Annotated in this window: 16 protein-coding genes; 9 read left to right on the top strand and 7 right to left on the bottom strand. The window is 56.7% G+C overall.

Features of this window, described 5'->3' with window-relative positions; genetic code table 11:
- Nucleotides 1-4 precede the first annotated feature (4 nt).
- Nucleotides 5-1,468: a 4-hydroxy-3-polyprenylbenzoate decarboxylase gene (ubiD, locus tag WD071_RS11975; RefSeq protein WP_368048617.1), complete on the top strand. Its 1,464-nt coding sequence runs from the start codon at nt 5-7 to the stop codon at nt 1,466-1,468.
- Here the strand turns inward: ubiD and WD071_RS11970 are convergent.
- The 4 genes from WD071_RS11970 to hemC all read right to left on the bottom strand — a co-directional run bounded on the left by WD071_RS11970 (nt 1,465) and on the right by hemC (nt 4,848).
- Nucleotides 1,465-1,704 carry a heme biosynthesis HemY N-terminal domain-containing protein gene (locus WD071_RS11970; protein ID WP_368048616.1) on the bottom strand — a complete coding sequence of 80 codons (240 nt, stop codon included), beginning with the start codon at nt 1,702-1,704 and terminating at the stop codon, nt 1,465-1,467. The two genes, ubiD and WD071_RS11970, sit on opposite strands and share 4 nt — an antisense overlap.
- 69 nt (nt 1,705-1,773) lie before the next feature.
- Nucleotides 1,774-3,024 (bottom strand): uroporphyrinogen-III C-methyltransferase, encoded by a 1,251-nt coding sequence (locus WD071_RS11965; RefSeq protein ID WP_368048615.1) that lies wholly within the window; start codon nt 3,022-3,024, stop codon nt 1,774-1,776.
- 4 nt (nt 3,025-3,028) lie between these two features.
- On the bottom strand, nt 3,029-3,817 hold the full coding sequence (locus tag WD071_RS11960; protein WP_368048614.1) for a uroporphyrinogen-III synthase: 789 nt from the start codon (nt 3,815-3,817) through the stop codon (nt 3,029-3,031).
- A gap of 92 nt (nt 3,818-3,909) precedes the next feature.
- Nucleotides 3,910-4,848 (bottom strand): hydroxymethylbilane synthase, encoded by a 939-nt coding sequence (hemC, locus tag WD071_RS11955; protein ID WP_368048613.1) that lies wholly within the window; start codon nt 4,846-4,848, stop codon nt 3,910-3,912.
- 134 nt (nt 4,849-4,982) lie between these two features.
- Between hemC and argH the strand changes: the two genes are divergently transcribed.
- Entirely contained in the window at nt 4,983-6,386 is a 1,404-nt protein-coding gene (gene argH / locus WD071_RS11950) for an argininosuccinate lyase (protein WP_368048612.1), read from the top strand.
- Nucleotides 6,387-6,569: 183 nt separating this feature from the next.
- Here argH and WD071_RS11945 read toward each other — a convergent pair whose 3' ends face one another.
- From WD071_RS11945 to WD071_RS11935, 3 genes are read right to left on the bottom strand one after another with little or no spacing between them, the layout of a single operon-like run.
- Entirely contained in the window at nt 6,570-8,399 is a 1,830-nt protein-coding gene (locus tag WD071_RS11945) for a hybrid sensor histidine kinase/response regulator (protein ID WP_368048611.1), read from the bottom strand.
- Nucleotides 8,396-14,194, bottom strand: coding sequence for a GMC family oxidoreductase N-terminal domain-containing protein (locus WD071_RS11940; RefSeq protein WP_368048610.1), 5,799 nt, complete (start codon nt 14,192-14,194; stop codon nt 8,396-8,398). The genes WD071_RS11945 and WD071_RS11940 overlap by 4 nt, the downstream gene beginning before the upstream one ends.
- Nucleotides 14,191-14,874: a response regulator gene (locus WD071_RS11935; protein ID WP_368048609.1), complete on the bottom strand. Its 684-nt coding sequence runs from the start codon at nt 14,872-14,874 to the stop codon at nt 14,191-14,193. The genes WD071_RS11940 and WD071_RS11935 overlap by 4 nt, the downstream gene beginning before the upstream one ends.
- A gap of 320 nt (nt 14,875-15,194) precedes the next feature.
- Between WD071_RS11935 and WD071_RS11930 the strand changes: the two genes are divergently transcribed.
- The 7 genes from WD071_RS11930 to WD071_RS11900 all read left to right on the top strand — a co-directional run bounded on the left by WD071_RS11930 (nt 15,195) and on the right by WD071_RS11900 (nt 21,417).
- Nucleotides 15,195-15,356, top strand: coding sequence for a lipoprotein (locus WD071_RS11930; RefSeq protein WP_368048665.1), 162 nt, complete (start codon nt 15,195-15,197; stop codon nt 15,354-15,356).
- Nucleotides 15,316-16,572 (top strand): diaminopimelate decarboxylase, encoded by a 1,257-nt coding sequence (gene lysA / locus WD071_RS11925; RefSeq protein ID WP_368048608.1) that lies wholly within the window; start codon nt 15,316-15,318, stop codon nt 16,570-16,572. Before WD071_RS11930 ends, lysA begins: the two co-directional genes overlap by 41 nt.
- Complete coding sequence (gene dapF / locus WD071_RS11920) at nt 16,572-17,435, top strand: diaminopimelate epimerase (RefSeq protein WP_368048607.1); 864 nt, start codon at nt 16,572-16,574, stop codon at nt 17,433-17,435. Before lysA ends, dapF begins: the two co-directional genes overlap by 1 nt.
- Before the next feature lie 46 nt (nt 17,436-17,481).
- Entirely contained in the window at nt 17,482-18,180 is a 699-nt protein-coding gene (locus WD071_RS11915; RefSeq protein WP_368048606.1) for a DUF484 family protein, read from the top strand.
- A gap of 78 nt (nt 18,181-18,258) precedes the next feature.
- On the top strand, nt 18,259-19,668 hold the full coding sequence (locus WD071_RS11910) for a sensor histidine kinase (RefSeq protein ID WP_368048605.1): 1,410 nt from the start codon (nt 18,259-18,261) through the stop codon (nt 19,666-19,668).
- A gap of 17 nt (nt 19,669-19,685) precedes the next feature.
- Nucleotides 19,686-20,063, top strand: a complete 378-nt coding sequence (locus tag WD071_RS11905; RefSeq protein ID WP_368048604.1) for a hypothetical protein — start codon at nt 19,686-19,688, stop codon at nt 20,061-20,063.
- Entirely contained in the window at nt 20,056-21,417 is a 1,362-nt protein-coding gene (locus WD071_RS11900) for a sigma 54-interacting transcriptional regulator (RefSeq protein WP_368048603.1), read from the top strand. Before WD071_RS11905 ends, WD071_RS11900 begins: the two co-directional genes overlap by 8 nt.
- The last annotated feature ends 74 nt before the right edge of the window (nt 21,418-21,491 follow it).

Genomic DNA, 21,491 nt, shown 5'->3' with positions numbered 1-21,491 from the left:
CATTATGTCGTTCAAAGACCTCAGAGAGTTCATCGCCCTGCTGGAATCTGAAGGCGAGCTCAAACGTATCACCGTCCCCGTTGACCCGAACCTTGAAATTACCGAAATTTGTGACCGCACCCTGCGCGCCGGCGGCCCGGCCCTGCTGTTCGAAAACCCCGTCGGCTCCGACATTCCCCTGCTCGGCAATCTGTTCGGCAACACACGGCGCATTGCGCTGGCCATGGGCCAACAGGATCTGCAGGGGCTGCGTGACGTTGGCACGCTACTGGCATTTTTGAAAGAACCCACGCCGCCCAAGGGCTGGAAAGATATCTGGCAGAACCTGCCAACTTATAAGCAGGTGCTGAATATCGCACCGTCGGTGCGCAAAAAAGCACCCTGTCAGGACGTAGTGATTAACGAGGCAGATGTTGACCTGGGCATGCTGCCGGTGCAGACCTGCTGGCCGGGCGATGCCGGCCCGCTGGTGACCTGGCCTCTGGTGATTACCCGCGGACCGGAAAAAGAACGGCAGAATCTGGGCATATACCGCATGCAGGTCATCGGCAAAAATCGTCTGATCATGCGCTGGTTGTCCCACCGCGGGGGTGCGCTGGATTTTCGTGACTGGCAACTGAAACATCCCGGTGAAGGCTTCCCGGTGTCCATTGCCATCGGCGCGGATCCGGCCACGATTCTGGCAACCGTGACCCCTATTCCCGACACCTTGTCTGAATACGCATTTGCGGGGTTGTTGCGTGGCAGCAAGACCGAAGTCATCAAATGTATAACAAATGACCTGCAGGTACCGGCCAGTGCCGAGTTTGTGCTTGAAGGTGTCATCGAGCCCGATGACATGGCAGACGAAGGGCCGTTTGGCGACCACACCGGCTACTACAACGAAGTTGATAAATTCCCGGTCTTCACCGTGAAAAAAATCACCCATCGCAAAGACCCGATTTATCACAGCACCTACACCGGCCGGCCGCCGGATGAACCTGCGATGCTGGGTGTAGCACTCAACGAAGTTTTTGTGCCGTTACTGCAAAAGCAGTATCCGGAGATAGTGGATTTCTATCTACCGCCCGAAGGCTGCTCCTATCGGCTGGCCGTTATCAGTATCCGCAAACAATATCCCGGTCATGCCAAGCGCGTGATGATGGGCGCATGGTCATTCCTGCGCCAGTTCATGTATACCAAATTTGTTATTGTCACCGATGACGATGTCGACATCCGCAACTGGCATGATGTGATCTGGGCGATGACCACGCGCATGGATCCGGCGCGTGACACCATCATGATTGAAAACACCCCCATCGATTATCTGGATTTTGCTTCACCGGTCTCCGGGCTGGGCTCAAAAATTGGCATGGATGCGACCAACAAATGGCCGGGGGAAAGTACCCGCGAGTGGGGCACGCCAATTACCATGGATGAAAGCGTAAAGAAAAAAATCGACGACCTGTGGGGTGATCTGGGGCTCTAAGCTCCTTTGCCCCGCTTGGTGCCCCAGCGCATAGGATTCAACCAGCTTAACAAGCTAAACACCAGCTTCAGCACAGCCAGGACCAGCAACATAACCACCAGCAAGGCGAACAGGCTGGTTTCAAAGGTGTAGTTGCCGTAGGCAATCAGAATGTAGCCCGGGTCACGCGCCAGCTGGACAGCCAGAAACACACCAGCAATCAGCGACAGCAGAATCAGAACAAACAATTTTCTCATGCGATTTCTCCGTGCTTTCTCATCACCGGGGCTGCCGGCTGCCAATCGCCAGTTGTCAATCACCCGTTGTCAATCAAGAGCCCGTGCGCTGACATCAGGCGACGACGCGCTTGCCAGCTGCCGAATCAGTTCCGCAGTCGCCGACAGATCTGGTAGTGCCACCTGGAATTCAATACTTTGCAGCGCCTCAATCTCGGCAATCAGCTGACGGCTGCGCTCACTGTCGGACTCGAAATAGCGCTGCAGATTCATGATCGCCTGCGCCAGAATCTGCCGGTAAAGCAATTGATCGCCCTGTAACATCGCCAGTTGCGCCTGCTCCAGTTTCTGCTGCAATTGCTGTTTGAGAATACTTTCCTGCTGTGGCGGCAACATTTCCGATGGCGTCTCCTCCCATTCACGCCAGACAAAGATACTGCGCAGCAATGCCAGCCCCGCATCCATCCAACTGTCTTGAGCGGCAGCATCGGGCGTATGCTGCCACTGCGTCTGTACCTGCTCCTGATAACTTTCCTGCCGCGACCCTGCTACGCTCAGTTGGTCAAGGCTGTCACCCAACATGACAAGTTGCTGTGACAGAGCTGCGCGATCAGGCAAACTGACAGCCTGAAGTGAGCGCAAATCATCAGCCAGATTCTGCCTCGCGGTCTCTACCAGCAAGCCACTCTGATCTGCCAACAGCGAATCGATTGTGCGCAACAGCAAGGCGGCAGAATCAATATCCGATTCCAGCTGCAACTTCTGCTGCGCCAGCCGCATCAGATAATTTGCCTCTGCATTCAGCCAACGCGTGTCACGCTGCTGCAGATTGCCCACTTGCCGCTGAAGCGCCCCGACCAGTGCTTCCACATCACTCAGATCCCTGCTGACCTGTTGCTGCAGACGGTTCATTCTCTGCTGGTCACTCTGTTCCTGTGTGTCCACTTCGGCCAGCGCATCCTGCAGTGCGTCGTTACTCACCCGCAACAACGCAGCCTGTTCAGTCAGATCCGCCTGCAGGGCATCCCGCTCCGCTTCCAGATCCGTCCGCATGTCAGCCATGACCTGTTGCAGGCGAGCATTCTCTTCCTGCACGTCCGCGACCACCCGGGAATACCTGTCCTGTGACAACCATTGCTGGTAGCCCAGCCAGCCGGTAGCACCAGCCAGGGCCAGTACCAACAGGAAAAGCAACCCAATGGCCAGTTTTGCGCCCGTACTGCCGCGTTTGGGAGCAGCATGATTCTTGCGCCCTATTTCATCCAGAACCGTAGCGGTATCTATTTTTTTTCTGTTCTGAAACGGGTCGTCATTTACAAGTGGCTTATCTGTTTCGGACATGGTTTTACCTCAATGACGCAGCAATACCGGCCAGCGCCTCTAATACAGTTTCATCGTCGGCGGCACCGGCATTGCTTACCCGGGTCAAACCAACACTCAAGGCGTACTGACGAATCCGCTCCGAGGGCACCAGCACCGGAATCGAAGCAATGGCAGACGTATCGTTGTGCAAGGCGTGTAACAGCACATCCAGAATCTGGGCACTGGTTATCACGATAACATTGATTTGTTCACGCCTGATCATATTGAGCACCATATCACTGCCATAATCCGGCGTGTGCCGATGGTACAACTCAAGATAGTCCACCGTGGCGCCACGGCTACGCAGGGTTTCCGCGATCAACTCCCGACCACCAACACCCCGGAACAAGGCAATGCGCCGGCCATTGATATCCTGTAATCCCGGCAACGCAAGCAGATGCTCGCTGGTCACTCCCTTATCCGAATACAATACTGGCCAGTCCATAACCAGCAATGCCCTGGCCGTGCCGGGCCCGACGGCGTAAGCTGACAGGCCGGTGGGCAACTGAGGCCACCAGGCGTCAATCCATTCCAGGCCGATACGGGCGGCATTGGTGCTGATAAAAATGGCCGCATGATATTGATCAAGACTCAGAATCCGGTTTTTAATGACTTCGCAGGCATCACGGTCGGTCACCGCTGCAATTTCGATCAGCGGCAATTCACAGACCCGGCCGCCCTGCGCTGAAATCGCCGCCACCAGACCTGCCGATTGCAACTGCGGCCGCGTCAATAACACATTGAGTCCGCCCAGCCGTGCCTGCTCACTCATGCCAGTTCCCGCACCCGTTTCCCGCACCCGTTTCCTGCACCCGTTTCTTGCACCCGTTTCTTGCACCCGTTCAGCAATAGTTTAGCAGCCTGTCAGTTCCCAGACTCCTCATAAAGCGCTTCCAGAATTTCGCCAGCGCCCTGCGCCAGTAAATCCTCTGCCGCTGCGCTGCCCAGCGCTTCTGCATCTTTGCGATGACCGCTGCGCTCGGTACGCAGGATTCGGCTGCCGTCAATGTCACCAACCAGGCCACGGAGATGCAGCTGATCGCCGTCCAACTCAGCATAACAGGCTATCGGCACCTGACAACCACCTTGCAGGCGACGATTCAACGCCCGCTCCGCGACTACCCGATCCGCCGTGTCCTGATGATGCATGTCTGACAACATGGCGATTACCTCGGCGGCGTCTTCACGGCACTCGATGCCCACGGCGCCTTGGCCACCTGCGGGCAATGACAGGTTCTCGGGGATGAACTGCGCGATTCGCTCGTCAAGTTTCAGGCGCAATAATCCGGCGGCGGCCAGCACGATGGCATCGAACTCACCACTGTCCAGTTTACCCAGCCGGGTGCCCACATTGCCGCGAAGACTGCCGATTTGCAGATCGGGCCGCAGGCTCAACAATTGGCACTGCCGGCGCAGGCTGGCTGTGCCGACACGGGCGCCCTGCGGCAATGCGTTGATACTTGCGTAGTGGTTGGATACAAAGGCATCGCGCGGATCTTCGCGTTCGCAGATCACAGGCAGGAACAGACCAGGCGGAAACTCCATGGGCACGTCCTTCATGGAGTGCACGGCGATATCCGCCTCGCCGGACAGCATCGCGGTTTCCAGCTCCTTCACAAACAGCGCTTTGCCACCTATTTTTGCCAGCGGTGTATCCAGTATTTTGTCGCCACGGGTCGCAATCCCTACCAGCTCTACGCGCAAACCGGGGTTCTTCGCCATCAATGCATCGCGCACAAACTCCGCCTGCCACAAAGCCAGCGGGCTACGACGGGTTGCGATGCGGATCAGATCTAGTGCCATAATTCTTCCATTGCCAATTGCCTGGGTAACTCTGAATGATTGCCCGTCATTCTACGCCAAAACCGCCCGGAATGCGCCCCGCCAGCCGCCTGCATGTTATACTGCGCCGCAATCGACAAAGCGGGTATAAGACTATGAGCGAAGACAACAAAGCAGCGAGCACCCTGTGGGGCGGCCGCTTTTCCGAAGCCACCGATGCCTTTGTGCAGCGATTCACCGCCTCGGTCAGCTTTGACCAGCGCATGTACCGACAGGACATCGCTGGCTCGGTTGCGCATGCCCGCATGCTGGAGTCCGCCGGCATCCTGACGGCCGACGAATGCGCGGATATCCTGCAGGGCCTGGCCGGGATCAAAGCTGACATTGAAAGCGGCAACTTCGACTGGTCGGTTGAGCTGGAAGATGTCCACATGAACATCGAATCGGCGTTGACCAAGCGTATCGGCCTGACCGGCAAGAAACTGCACACCGGTCGTTCACGCAATGACCAGGTCGCCACCGACATCCGTCTGTATGTGCGCGACGAAATTGACGTCATCGCCAGTGAACTGACCCGGCTTCAATCGGCACTGCTTGCACTTGCTGAGCGCGAAGCCGACACCATCATGCCCGGTTTTACGCATCTGCAGACCGCGCAACCCATCACCCTGGGCCACCACCTGCTGGCCTGGTACGAAATGCTGGATCGTGATTACAGTCGTCTGCAGGACTGCCGCAAGCGCATGAATATCTCGCCTTTGGGATCGGCCGCGCTGGCCGGCACCAGCTTCCCGATTGATCGGCACTTTACTGCTGAGCAACTGGGTTTTGATGCCCCCAGCCGCAATTCACTGGACTCTGTCAGCGACCGCGACTTTGCCATCGAACTGGCCGCCTGCGGCAGCCTGATCATGACGCACCTGTCGCGCTTCTCTGAAGAGCTGGTGCTGTGGACCTCGGCGCAGTTTGATTTTATCGATTTGCCGGATCGCTTCTGCACCGGCTCATCCATCATGCCGCAAAAAAAGAACCCCGATGTGCCCGAACTGGTACGCGGCAAGACCGGCCGTGTGCACGGCCACCTGATTGCCCTGTTGACGCTGATGAAATCACAGCCACTGGCTTACAACAAGGACAATCAGGAGGACAAGGAGCCATTGTTTGATCTGACTGACACTCTGCGTGACTGCCTGAAGGCCTACGCCGACATGATCCCCGCTTTGCAGGCGAAAAAGGAGAACATGTACCTGGCAGCCAAAAAGGGATACGCCACTGCCACCGATCTGGCAGACTACCTGGTCAAAAAAGGCCTGGCTTTCCGCGACGCCCATGAAATTGTCGGCAAGTCAGTGGCCTACGGCATACAGCAGAAAAAAGATCTGAGTGAGTTGAGCCTGGACGAACTGAAGCAGTTCTCTGATGTGATCGCTGATGACGTGTTCGTGGTGCTGAGCCTGGAAGGCTCTGTGCAGGCCAGGGATCATATTGGCGGCACCGCACCGAAGCAGGTACGCATTGCGGTCAGAAACTGTCGGGAGCTACTACTAAAACGCGGGTAGACGCTGATAGAATCAATGCAGATAGTACCAACGCAGATAAAAATCGACCCTGACCCGGGATTTAAAGACCCGGGTCAGGGTCTGCCCCAATTAAGCCCTGCTGTCGGGAGGTTCCTTCCCCCTGCAACGTCCGATGTTGTAACCAGCCGGGACAAGTTTTACACAAACCGCCACAAGCGCCTATTAGCCAGATGGGTTAGGCCGATCAGGCGTTTTCATGGCATCCTGCAAAGCCTGACGCAAAACATAATAATCTACCGGCTTCACCAGCACGTTGAACCCCGCCTCCCGAATCTCGGCCAGCCTTGCCGATGACACATTGCCTGTCGCAAGCAAGATACGCTGCCTGGGCAGGTATTGCAGGAGGTCACGTGCGATGTCCAGTCCGGTGACCTCGTCGTGCAACATGTCATCAAGCAATACCAGCTCAAATTCATGGTCGCTTGCCATCAGACGCTCCAGTTGTTCCGGGGAGGCAGCACTGACCACGTGACAGCCCCAGGTTCTTAACAGCCCGGTGACAGCATCAAGAATCGCCGGATCATCATCTACCACCAGCGTTCTGACACCCTCCAGATCGCCCTCAGGCTGGTCAGAGCGTGATTGCAACGATTCGTCGCCACCATTTACCACCGCACGTCCGGGCACATGCACACTGAAGGTACTGCCCACACCCGGCTCGGACTTTAACGTCAATTTCATCTCCAGCAAGGCTGCGATGCGTTTGACAATCGCCAATCCCAGCCCCGAACCCTTACCCTTGCTACGGGCCCGGTTGCTCACCTGATAATAGTCGTGGAAGATTCGTTGCTGGTCGTCCGGCGCTATCCCGATACCGGTATCAATCACGGAAATGTTCAAACCCGCACGCTGCAGCCTTGCCTGCACCACCACAGAACCTTTGTCCGTATAGCGCACAGCATTGATAATAAGATTACGGAACATACGCTCCAGTAACAGCATGTCGGAATGGACTGTCACCGGGGAAATGTAAAGGTGCAGATCAATATTCTTTGACTGTGCCTCCGGCATCACGCCATCAACAATATTCTTGAGCAATGCATCAAGTCTGAACTCGGTGTGATCCGCTGTAATCACACCCGCATCAAACTTGGACAGATCCAGCAGACTGTTGAACTGCTCATGCAAAAGACTGCTGGTTTCATCAATCTTGTCGATCAGCTCCCGCGTGCGTTCATCGCCTCCCATATGTCGCAGACTGCCAAGAAACAGAGTCATGGCATGCAGGGGTTGGCGCAGGTCATGGCTTGCTGCAGCCATAAATCGATTTTTCTCTTCATTGGCTTTGCGGGCAACATTCAATGCCTTCTCAATAATCAGTTTATCTTTTTCCAGTTTGACATTCTGCTCACGATTTTCATCACGGATACGAATGGACTCGGCAAAAACCTCAGCGTTGCGGCGTCCGAACTGCATCAACAGAATCATGATGGCCAACATGGCAGCACTGATTTCGATATCCGCCGGGCTGCGAAAAATCGACAAAAATGCGATTCCCTGACCAAGATTGGTCAGCAGCAACAACGGAAAACCCCGATAGTGAATGGATGAATTTATGGTTGTCCCGATGGCATAAATCAGGCTAAGCAGCGTGACCGCAAACACTGCCCGGTCGGAACCCTGAAGACACACCCACCAGTAACCTGAGCCGACGGCGACCGTGCTCAGAAACGAGCTGACGTACAACAGTAATTCGTGGCGATACAGGTCTGCCACCGAGGTGAATTGCAAGCGCCGCTCAACATAACGACAGATCAGAACCCGACTCATTGCCAGTAGCATGATCAGGCTCATCCATATCAGGAGATTTCCTGACGGCACTTCATTCCACAAGCCATAGATGTAAACCAGGCCGCTGCCGAGCACCAGCCACAGCGCCTTGTGCGATTGAAATACACGCACGCGCTGTGACTCCAGCGTCAGGCTCAGCAGTTGCGGGTCCAGTGCCTGCTCATAGCGGGAAAAACCGGTAATGCGATCCAGTACACTCATAACTTCACCCCGGCCCCGTCTTCATTGACGTACCACGCAGAGCCAACCGCTTCGCCATCCGCCCCGAAGGCTTGCAAACGCAGGCGGTTGGCCTGCACCGGATCCAGATCAAGCCGGACAAAATGTTGCTTGTTGTTACTCAGCAGAACCTGCCGTCCGCTGACACTGATCTGTGGCACAGCCATCTGAGTTGCATCATCCGGGTCCTCTGTCGTATGCAATGGCGGTGGTATCGTCAGGGGCACCTCAAAGTCACGATGCCAGTCATAATCATTGATGTTGGCATTGATAAAAGTCATCGGCGCATACAGACCGGAGGCGCAGACCTGAGTCAATCGCACAGACTTTTCGCCCGCAGCGGAGCTGACATTAAGATTAATCTGCGCAAAACATGAAAAATGCGGATCTCCGCACAACCAGATAATTCGTTTCCCCCTTGCGTACTCATGTAGTAACTCAGTGATGACCGACAGGAATTTAGGATAGGCCAGCAGGCTGTCCTGATAAACAGCCGTTGCGGGGTCCGAGCAAACGCTGCGCGGGACAGGTGCCAGTGGCGAACCGGTTGCCAGGAATAACACCGGACTGTCAGTCTGTTCCTGCAGCCATAGCGTGAATCCCTTGATCTGTTCTGCACCCAGCAGCCGCGTCTTTTCGCCGTGGCCATTGTGTCGATGCAGGCGGGTATCAAACACAAAAAATGGGTAACCAGCACTTTCAAAGTTGTACCATAGCCGCAAATTGGCCTCATCGAGCTCTGACTGATGATGCATCTGAAACAGCCAGGCCATACGCCTGGCATAGTCATAGCCCGGTTCAGGAGGACTTCCATCACCGCGCCAGTTGTCACGATACTCATGGTCATCCACCGCAAAATAACTTGGCAGGTGTGACATCAGGCGCTGCGCTGCCGGGCTGCCGAACGCTACACGGTACGGATTCCGGAACTTTTCATAGTACGCTTTGGGATCAAACAGGTCGGCGGTGGCATCGGCATATATCTGGTCACCCAGCAGCACCATGCAGTCGGCGCCACGCAGCGACCCAGAGTCGTTATCCCTGACATGGGCCTCCATGCCATTAAATATCTGCATCGCCTGATTGCGCTCAAAAGGCAGTCCGGGATACAGACAGGAACCTGCCAGCACAGTCAGCACCGGCAGTGGATCAGTGCTCTGACGACGTGTTACCCGCTCGAACCAGGGCAACCCATGCCACGCCAACAGCGCACCCTCGTCAACGGCGTTGCTGCTCAGCCCGGCATAAGTGTCGATGCTCGCCTCGTGTTCGTAGTTCAGACTCAGACGATAAGCCTGTGCAGGCTCCGGATCAAACGCAAAGTCGTACAACCAGAACTCCTGCTGCCAGTTGCGTGGCGAATCTGCATGCGCAAACGCATTTGCGACCTCGGGTTCCGATCTGGCTCCGGGCCTTTTCTGCCAAAGCGGGGTCTGCCGAAGCGGGGTCAGGCGGTCCGGGCACACATGGGCAGAGTGCATGCCAAGTCCGGTCGCAGCCATCGCGGTAAAGTCCTGCGCCTCCACCCAGAGCCGGACCGTGAGCGTCCTGTTTCCGTTGTCATCCTCGCGCACTTGCGGGCGTGAAATGATGGGCCCAGTCAATGGCTCTACAGGAGGCCGGACATGGCTATTGCTGCGGCAACGGCTGGCAAATGCCTCTCGTTGCGCCGGATCGCGGTAGCGCTGCTGATAGACGCTGTGCAAAACATCATCGGCAGCAGCGCAAAAGAAATCATGCAGCCGCGGATACACATCCTGCGCGCCCGTTTTACTGAAAATCATGTCCATATGCCCATAATCATCCAGTACATCAATCCAGATATTCTCGGCTGCGTAGTCCATCGGATCCAGTGTGCCGGTATGGTACTGCCCGGTTCTGGCCCTACGTCGCAGTCGCGTCAGTTTGTCCGCTGATTGCCGCGACGATTCCATATCGAACACGGTGTTGCGGTTGCCGTGCAGAAAATAGGTAGGGAAGGTCCAGTGGCGGTCGAAATTTTCCTCCCGCACATATTCGTTTGCGCCATCATGGTTGGAAAGCAGGCCACGGGTGAGTGAAAAATACACTTGCTGCATGACACCAATGGGCACCGGCCCTATCATGCCCGCGAATTCGTAGCGGGTATCATCACTGATATTGGCATTGTGCCATTGACGCCCCCAGAAAATGGTGTAGCGCGTATAGATTGACTGCGCAAACCCGGGCCCCCGCCAGTCACGATAACCTTTCCACGCAGACCACTGTCGACGTTCATCCGCCGTCATCGCCAGCGCTGCCAGTCTGTCGTAGAGCGTTTCCATCAGTTCGGGTTCACGATAGGGCATTGGCTCAATAATACGGATCGGTTCCAGATCCTTGACCAGGGCCCACATATTGGCCCGCGCACGGTTCTCGCCGGATGTGACCAGCCATGGCGTAACCGCATGCGGCACCAGCGAAGCCAGCATACTGCGCCCGGTTTCCCCGTTGCCGCCGGGCGCAGCCGGACGGTTCAGTTTCCCCGCCAGCACAGCCATGGCGACGGCACCAGCACCGATACAGTGCGAGAAAACATGAATACCTTGCTGATTTTCCTCGTCCACATCTTTGTTAACGGCATCAAACGCTGTACGAATCGCCCAGGGTACATCGTTCAGGGCAATGCTGTCCCAGCTATGCTCTGGCGCAAGCTCGCGAATGTAATTGGCACTGGCACGGTGGTCGTGTATCCACACATCATAGTTATGCGCGAGGAAATATTGCACAAAATTGCACTCAATCGTATCCGTCCAGAACACTCTGCTGCTGTGCGCCAGACCATGGACAAGCAACAATGATTTCCGGGCTGCCGTGTCACCTGTCGACGGTTGATAACGCACCAGACGACTCAGATTGCTGACACCATCAGCTTGCTGCACAGAGTATTCGTGCGTTTCTTTTGGCAGACTTTTCAGTTGGCCGCCTTTGCCGTAATACATGAATTCAGGCGGAGCAAAGAAACGCCCATGCCTGCCCTCGCCTTCCAGCTCATTCCTGGTAGCGAAGTGACGATACGATGGCGCGGCGAATGACCAGAAATGGGTGTGCATGATCATGCGCAGAAAATACATGCCAAGGCCACCGGCGGCGAGCAGGGTTGCAGACGAGTCCGGGGATTTTAGTATCTGCAGCGGCGTGGAACCATGCGTCACCCTGACCGCATCCAGTTCCAGCTCAGCAGACAGTTTTTTATCGGTTGCACTACGGAATTCAACCGGCAACACCATCAGTGCCCGCAGCAGATCCTGTGCTCCCAGACCATATGCCAGCGTCTTGCGCCCGCTGATCCTCAGTCCATTGTCGCCGCTGAACTCATAAACCAGATATCGCCGCTGCGCCTGCAGACCGGCAATACGCCAGAATACCCTGGCCTGGCGATACCAGGGCGCCGTTTTGCCGGCAGCGACCCTGCTCGCGCGTATGCGGTGGGTTCTGGCGGGCAACAGCCAGGCGGCCAGCGAGTCCGGTATTTTGACCAGCGCATCCATGGTTCGGTAATGCAGGTAACGCAGTATGGCACTGGCTGTGCGCCAGGCAACGCTGATCCGCCCCACGGTTTCCGTGTGCCCCAGTGTCACGCGACCCTGCAAATCAAGCAGCGGCGTCAGGTGCTGATCCGCTGAGGTCAATACACCGCCCACGGTATCGGCTGACAGCACCGCCTGCGCCTGCAGCGGTGTTTGTGGTTTCTGCAGCCAGACATCCAGGCTGTTGCTGCCGGAAAACCGGAACCGGGCATCCAGAACCAGCGCCTTGCTGTCTGCAGGCATGGCGATATCCCGCACATGTTTCCTGAAGTAAGACAGCACCTGAGGGGCTGTGCCCGATCTGCGGCTCCAGGGGAAGAAGGAGCGCTTACCATGGTCAAGGTGCAGCACCAGACGCTCTTTGAATTCAGCAGATACTTTCTGTTCGGATGCCACCGGAACAGGGTGCACTGCGCCCGAAGGAAACTTGCGGAAGGGCGCCCTCAGTGCCGGCAATGGCCGCGAGATTACCGCGTCGGGATTGTCACTGAGAATGTCAGCCGCCAGGCGATAACTCAGGGCAGCGATGGTCAGGAATGGATTGGTACCAATTGCGCCAGGCACAATGGCACCATCCAATACATACAGGTCTTCAAAAACGCCGGTTTTCTGCTTTGTGCTGAAAACCTGGCCTCTGGTGTTGACCACACCGTCTGCGATATCGTCTGCCATGGCGCAACCGCCCAGCGGGTGCACTGACAACAATTGCCCGGCAATGTCATCCGCGCCCTCAACAATACCGTCAAAACCCGGCGGCAGCGGCTGCGACAGAATGTTGGGGGAATAAACACCGCCAGCAAAATTTTTTGACTCATTGCTGCGTAGTGTTTGATCCAGGCGTTCAAAATAGTCGGCCTTGCCCGACCGCGCCCAGACCGGTTTCAGGCGATCATGCTCGAACCTCAGGTGACCGCTGCTGTCATCGTGCCCCATCAGCAAAAGCGCCTGACTGTGTTCGGCCAGGGAATCAGAAATGGCCAGGACATCGTGCGTGGCATTGCCCTGATGCCACGCTGACTCGGCGCCGTCGGCAAAGCGGCGCAACAGATTCTGACTGACCAGCAGTTCCTGCCAGACCTGCCGGAGGGGATACGGGATAACGGCATCTTCCAGTGTGAAACACTCGCCGTCAGTTCCGCCCGGCAGAGGCACACTGGCCATACCCATGATGGTGGGCCCCGGCTCGGTAGCCGGGGGTTGCTGGCCCGGAGGCGATGCTACCGGACCAACCGCCGCCGATTGCCCGATACTGAACACCAGGGCATCACCATTGGTGGAGAAGCCGCTGCCCAGCGCAGCTGACAAGCCCAGGTCATGCAGGCCCTGGGAGCGCATCAGGATCTCCGTGCTGCCCAGGGTGCCGGCACCGAGAATCACCTTGTGACACCTGACCATGATCACTTCATCAGGGCTACCTGCGGGCGCGCACATCACCTGCCAGCGGCCATCCTCTGCCCTGGCCAGCGATCTGACGATCACACCGGCATAGATCTCAGCCCCCAGTTGCCTTATCAGGGGCCAGGCATTCATGTTCAAAGAGCCCTTGGCACCTGAATGGCACCCGATCATGCAGTTTCCGCACAAATTACAGGCATCATGATCCGTGCTGTTTGCTGTGGGGCCGTTGAAGTTTACGGTCAGAGGTGCCGCACGGGCCTCAGCATCTAGCGCGGATGCAGTGGCTGACATGGCTCGATAGCGACCGAACGCGGTCGGCTCCGGGTGCCTGTTCACGCCGAGCAGTGTCTCGATTTTTCTGATGGCCGGCTGCAGAGACTCTTCCCAACTGCTATTGCCATCACCCTGCGGCCAGTGCCTGAACGCAGCACTGTCCGGGCGCGCTGCAACATTGGCATTGACCAGCGAGGTACCTCCCAGGCCACGCCCTGTGATCGTGACAACGCCCTCGCCGGCACGCACATCCCAGAGCGCATTCGTATTGACATCGTTGAGGCCGGTATATCCCGGCATGTCTGCCATCGATTTCGGAAAATCATCGGGTAGATATTCAGCTCCCCGTTCAAATATCCATACTGCCTTCCTGTCAGCCTGCGCCAGGTCTGCCTGGGCCTCCATCAGCGCCAGGGACGCCATGGCGGCGCCGTAGCCGGAACCAACGACCAGAACATCAGTTTCCAGAAAGAAGTTCTGTTGCTGCTCTTTGGCAAGAAAGGGATACCTGTGCTCGGCCAGCAGTGACTCAATCGGCCTGGACAGCCAGCTGGTCACGACAGCTGAGCCTCACTGTATTGTGCGAGATGGCCCGGTTGAATACCGAGTTTGGCGGCTGCGTAGACCGCTTCGGTCCGGTTTTGCACACCCAGCGTCCTGAAGGCCACAGACAGATGGGCCTTAACAGTGTGGTCGGAAATGTCAAGTTCTTTGGCAATGACCTTGTTGGACTTGCCCTGGACGGCTTTCATCAGCACCTCGAACTGGCGCCGCGACAGGCGCATGGGCATGTCGCCGTCACTCCCCGCCTGACCGGCAGCCGGTGCGCTTGTTGCTGGCAGCGGCCCAAGTGCGATGCGGGGCAGGTAGGTGCCTCCGGCCAGCACCAGTTTCAACGCGGCAATCAGCTCTTCGCGTGAAGACGACTTGGGAATAAAACCGGCAGCACCATGTTCTACCAGGCTCCGGATGATGCGCGCATCTTCCTCTCCCGACAACACCACCAGGGTGGCGGCTTCGAAGCGCTGGCGACATTTTTCCAACGCTTCCAGACCATTGACGCCGGGCATGTAGTAGTCAAGCAGGACCAGATCAATCGGCGCATCGTCGTCGGCAAAATCAAGCGCCGCCTCCAGGCTGCCCGCTTCAAAATACTGCACCTTGTCATCCAGCACCGGCAACAGGTATTTAAGCCCCTCGCGAAACAGGTCATGATCGTCGATCAGCAATATGCGCACGTGCGCTCTCCTTTCCATCATCGCTATACACCCTGTGCGCCCAAGAATACCCTTGAAATCGTTTTCAAGTAACCCTGAATGTCTCATATCAGAGACCATCCGGCGACTAGCCGGTTGGCTAGGTCGGGGCCCGATCAATGGCCAGGCCAGGGCCAGACAAGGGCCAGGCACGGAACATCGCTCAAGGAAATTAGCCGCCCCCGCCCGAACACGTTATAATCGGCGGAAATTCAACCATCCAGGCCACCAAGCACGGGATCACCATCCCGGAACTTCGGCATTACGGAATAGCAACAGTGCAGCGATCAGCCATTATTGTCATGACAAGCATCCTGATCTGCGGATTGAGCGCCTGCGGCCAGAAAGGGCCATTGCAGCGCCCTGAGTCCGGGCAGCTTACCGGTCAGAGTTATGCCACCCACTTCATGCCATCAGGACAATATGAATCCATTTTATTACCAGAACAACGAGCTGTTTGCTGAACAGGTAGCCCTGAAGGATGTCGCTGCTGAATTCGGTACACCCTGTTATGTTTATTCCAGGGCTGCACTGGAACACAACCTGCTCGCCTATGAAAATGCCCTGGCCGACACGCCCCACCTGACCTGTTTTGCTGTCAAAGCCAACTCCAACCTGGCGGTCCTGAACGTGCTGGCTCGCCTGGGTGCGGGATTTGATATTGTTTCTGGCGGCGAACTGACGCGTGTGCTGACAGCCGGCGGCAAGGCCGGACAAATCATTTTCTCCGGCCTGGGCAAAACCGAAGCAGAAATCGAGCAGGCGCTCAAAGCAGGTATTCTGTGTTTCAACATTGAATCAGAACCCGAGCTTGACCGCATCAACACCGTGGCGGCCCGCCTGGGCGTGAAGGCACCGGTGTCAGTCCGGGTCAATCCGGATGTCGATGCAGGCACCCATCCCTACATCTCAACGGGCCTGAAAGAAAACAAGTTCGGCATCGATATCAACCGGGCATTCGCCGTTTATGAGCGTGCCGCGAGCATGGCCAACATTCGCATTACCGGTGTTGACTGCCACATCGGCTCCCAGCTGACCGCCATTGACCCGTATCTGGATGCGATCGATCGCGTGCTGCAGTTGGTCGACCAGCTGGCCGCCGCCGGCATCACCCTGGAGCATTTTGACATGGGTGGTGGCCTGGGTGTTGTCTATGACAAGGAAACACCGCCATCGCCACAATTGTTGATCGAAGCCGTTAAACGCAAGATGGCCGGCAGAGACCTTGTGTTGATGCTGGAACCCGGCCGCTCCATTGCGGCCAATGCGGGCATATTTTTGACCCGGGTCGAGTACCTGAAACACACCGAACACAAGAATTTTGCCATCATTGACGGCGCCATGAACGACTTATTGCGCCCAGCGCTGTATGGCGCCTGGCAGGAGATTGTGCCGGTCTCTACAGCACAGGCAGATATTCAACCTGAACACTTGTATGATGTGGTTGGGCCGGTATGCGAATCGGGTGATTTTCTGGGCAAGGAACGCAGGTTGAAAATCGCGACCGGGGATCTGCTTGCAGTGCGCTCCGCGGGCGCTTACGGCTTTGTCATGAGTTCCAACTACAACACGCGCAACCGGGCTGCCGAAGTCATGATTGATGGCGACAGGGCAACGCTGGTGCGCCAGCGGGAAACCATAAGTTACCAGCTCAGTCTGGAAAGCACACTGGCAAACTGATGAATACAGATCCAATACAAGACCAGCCGCTACGCGTCAGTTTTACCAAGATGCATGGCCTGGGCAATGATTTCATGGTGATCGACCAGATTTCTCATCCGGTTGAATTGACCCCGGCGCAAATAAGGCAACTGGGCGATCGTCATCGCGGCGTGGGTTTTGACCAGCTGCTGATCATCGCACCACCAACGCGGCCCGATGCAGACTTCAGCTACCGCATATTCAACGCGGATGGCAGTGAAGTAGAGCATTGCGGCAATGGCGCGCGCTGCTTTGCGCGCTATGTGCTCAAGCGTGGCCTGATCGCCCGCAGCCCGATCCGCGTACAGACAACCAACCGCCTGCTGGAGCTTCATATCAACGACCAGGATCTGGTCAGTGTCGACATGGGCGAGCCGGATTTCTCGCCTGCCGCGCTGCCCTTTACCACCGGATCACAGTCGGGGCCCTATCAGATTGAGACCGAACAGCACGGAACTGTGTCGTTTCAGGCGGTTTCCATGGGCAATCCGCATATCGTGCTGACAACGAGCGATTGTGACACAGCGCCGGTAGGCTCTCTGGGGCCCCTGCTGTGCACACACGCCGCGTTCCCGCAGGGGGTCAATGTTGGTTTCATGCAGATCATCGATCGCGACACCATTCGCCTGCGCGTGTTTGAACGAGGCGCCGGAGAAACCGAAGCCTGCGGCACCGGCGCTTGCGCGGCGGTAGTTTGCGGCATTGAAGCCGGCAAGCTCAATGCGCGTGTCCGCACCTTGCTGACCGGCGGCGAACTGACAATAGAGTGGGCCGGGACCGGCAAGCCGGTTACCATGACGGGGCCGGCCACCGCCGTATTCGAAGGCACCGTATGCATCTGAACACCGACCAGCACACGAATACCGAATCACCAATGAGGCACAATGCATGAGCAGTGACGTTTCTTCCGCTAAAAAGGCAAGCACTCAGGCCGGGCCATCAACAACGCTGTCTGCAGACGATGTCGCCAGCTACCTTAAAGCACACCCGGATTTTTTCGCCGACCGCGATAGCCTGCTTGCCGAACTTACCGTACCGCATGAAAGCGGCCAGGCCATCTCGCTGCTGGAACGTCAGGTTAAAATTTTACGTGACCGCAGCATCGAATCAAGACATACGCTGAATGGCCTGCTGGAAAATGCGCGCTACAATGACCAGCTGTTCAGTGTCACACGCAACCTGATTCTCACGCTGCTGGAAGAGGACGATCTTGCGCAACTGGCGACAGTCACTGAGTCAAGTCTGTCCACACAACCGGGCATTGATGCCTGCCGACTGATTGTTGTTGACACCGGCGACGTCGCCAGCGAACTGCAGAATCGGTTCCCGTCATTGCTGCGCAGCAAACATGTACTGACGCAGGCCCTGGACAAGGACGCGTCGTCACTGTTGTTCCCGGGCACTACCCCTTCGTTGCGATCAGCGGCACTGTGCCCGGTGACTCACCACCACAGCCTGCTGGCAGTGCTGGCTATCGGCAACCACGCACAGGATTATTTCACTGACGATCTTGATACCCTGTTCCTGGATTTTATTGCCGAATTTCTGGGCGCGCTGATCAGCCAGTTGTCAAAAAACCAGAAATGACATGACTCAAAATGACAGTAAAGTAACTTTGCAGTAAACCCACACCCCGGACGTCCGGTACAGACAAGCGACTTTACTATGTTGTTCCGAACTCGCTCAATACTGCAGTTGACTATCCTGGGTTTTCTCGCAGTGACTGCGCTGTTGATTTCGGCGCTGGTAATCAGTGTTCAACAACTGGACTCGCTGACGACCTCCGGGCAACAAACGGTCAATCAATCTGCCAATGCCATGCGCGCCAGCCGCGAGATCATTGAGTACAGCGGCGCACTGGAACGAAGCGCACGTCAGTTTCTGGTCTTGCGAGACCCGGCACTTCTCGAAGTATACGATGACCGCCGAGAAGAGCTGCACGATACTCTGCTGCAACTGCTCGCGCTGGGCAATGACCCGGCCATACAGGATCAGGCCGGGTTACTGCAGAACATAGAACTGCAAGCCTACAGCGAACTTAACGTTGCCACCTCAGAGACCGATTTCGAATATCCTCAGTTGCTGGAGACGGCTTACGAGCTGACGCGACTGACGTCAGCATGGGTTGACGCCAGGGCAGCCCAACTGCGTGTGCAGACCGCTGAAAGCCAACGGGCGCTCAACATCCGGACGCTGCTGCTGGTCTGTACCGCTTTGTTGCTGGCTGTGCTGTTTGTCGCGCTGATCACCCGCCCGCTGCAACAACTGGACAAAGCAATCAGAGACCTGGGGCGCGGCGCCTATGAAGAGAGCATTCAAATTGGCGGCCCTACTGACCTGCAGCTACTGGGGGCACGGCTTGACTGGCTGCGGGATCGACTGCAGAAACTTGAGCAGCAACGCAGCGAGTTTTTACGGCATGTGTCGCACGAACTGAAAACACCTTTGGCAGCCATGCAGGAAAGTACCGCCTTGATGGCTGACGGCATATCCGGCCCGGTCAATGAGGAACAGAAAACCCTGATCGCCATACTCAGCAATAATTGCCAGCGCCTGCTCAACCTTATCGAAGGCCTGCTGCGCCACAACGCCGACAGCTTCGCGGTGGTTGATGCACCGCCGGAAACAATCAGACTGACCGATATGGTAAGTGACATCGCCCGGACCCATCGGGCGTCAGCCACCAGCGCTGATATAAAAATCGAAACCCAACTGGACAATGTTGCCGTTAATGGCAACAAGGAAACCATACGCGTCATCGTGGATAATCTGCTGAGCAATGCGGTCAAATTTTCCCCCCGGGGCGGCACCGTAAGCATTACCCTGGCTCGCGACGAAGAATTTGTTCATATTGACATCGAAGATGACGGCCCCGGCGTCCAGGAGCCTGAACTGGACAAAATCTTTGCCCCCTTCTTCCAGGGCAGCGCCCAGGCTCGCGAGCACTATCCCAGCACCGGGCTGGGCCTTGCCATTGCACGCGACTACGCAGAACAAGCGGGTGGTAATCTTAAGGTGATAGACTGTAAGAAAGGACAAGGAGCCTGTTTCAGGCTGTCCCTGCCAAGACGCTAATACAAGGAAATTGACGCATGATGCGTATTCTCTACATTTCAGCTCTGACAGCCCTGCTGGCTTCATGTCAGGGTTTAAATCTGTCACCCGGCAGCCGTGACGAAGTGACTCGTGTCATTGATTACCACCAGTCTCTGCAAGAACAGAATGACACCGACCTGCTCGTCGAAGCCGACCAGCTCAGAGAGGAGCTGATGCGGAACCCGGATGACGCTGCCGTTACCCGCCTGCAACTGTTGTTGCTGGAGACACAGCTACAGGCACGGGAGCTGCGACGGACCCTGGAGGCCCAGTCACAGCAGATTCAGGCGCTCAATACACAAATTGAGGCGCTGACAGCCATTGAGCAACAGATCAATCGCCGGGGCCAGCTGCAGGAGATCGACAATGACTGACAAACCCAGAATCCTGCTGGTCGACGACGACCAGGACCTGCTGCATCTGATCCGGATGCGGCTGCAGGCCAATGGCATGGACGTCAACGCAGTCGACTCCGCGCAAAAGGCAGTCAGTGAGCTTGGTCGTTACCGTCCGCACGTTGTCATCACCGATTTGCGCATGCCGGGCATGGACGGAATGGCACTGTTCGAATCCATTCAGGCGCGCTTTCTGCAATTGCCGGTGATCATCCTCACCGCCCACGGAACTATCCCCGATGCCGTCGCCGCGGTGCAGCAGGGCGTTTTCAGTTATCTGGTCAAGCCGTTTGATGCGGCCATATTGCTGGACAAGGTCAGGCAGGCACTCAACCAGAGCAGCCCACAGGATGAACAGGACACTGAGGACGGTGAGAGCTGGCGTCAGGATATCGTGTCCTGCAGCCAGAGCATGGAAATACTGCTGCAGCAGGCCAGAGCTGCGGCACGGACCGACGTCAGTGTTTTGATCCAGAGTGAAACCGGCACCGGCAAGGAACTGCTGGCCAAAGCCATCCATCGGGCCAGCAATCGTCGCGAGGCCGCATTCATGACGCTGAATTGCGCCGCGATACCGGAAACCCTGCTGGAATCCGAACTGTTCGGCCACGCTGCCGGCGCGTTTACCGGGGCCGGCAAAGCCACTGATGGTCTGTTCAAGGCCGCAGACAAGGGCACTGTTTTTCTGGACGAGATTGGTGATATGCCACTCAGCGCACAGGCCAAACTGTTGCGCGTACTGGAGCAGGGTGAAGTCAGACCGGTCGGTTCCACTGAGACCATCACGGTGGATGTTCGCATCCTGTCGGCAACGCATCACGATCTGCACGAAAAAGTGCGCGAAGGCAGTTTCCGCGAAGACCTGTTCTACAGGCTGAATGTGATCACGCTGGAACAACCGCCGCTGGCCGACAGGCGTGAAGACATCCCGTTGCTGGCAAACCATTTTGCCCAGCAGTTGAGCGAACGCCATAACCGTGACGGCGGCGTGCGGTTTGCGCCCGATGCCATGGAGCTCATGGTCAGCGCCCCGTGGCCTGGCAATGTCAGACAATTGCTCAATGTGGTGGAACAATGCGTTGTGCTGAGTCCGCAAAGCCTGATCCCGCGCCAGCTGGTCGAGCGAGCCCTGCGCTTCAAACCGGAAAAACTGCTGAATATGAACGACGCCAGAGAGCAGTTTGAGCATGACTACCTGATCCGCCTGCTCAATCTGGCAGAAGGCAATATTGCTCTGGCGGCCCGACTTGCCGAGCGCAATCGCAGTGAGTTCTACAACCTTCTGCGTCGGCATGACCTGGATCCGGCACAGTTCCGCAAAACCCCGGAATAGCGCTTACGACCTGATGCCGAGGCCAGGTGTCGGGTCAGACCAACACCTGCATGTCTGTAAAATCAATAACTTGG

The organism is Pseudohongiella sp., assembly GCF_040877505.1.
Lineage (GTDB): Bacteria > Pseudomonadota > Gammaproteobacteria > Pseudomonadales > Pseudohongiellaceae > Pseudohongiella.
Note: the sequence above shows the minus strand (reverse complement) of the source record. Positions and strands in the feature narration are given on the sequence as shown.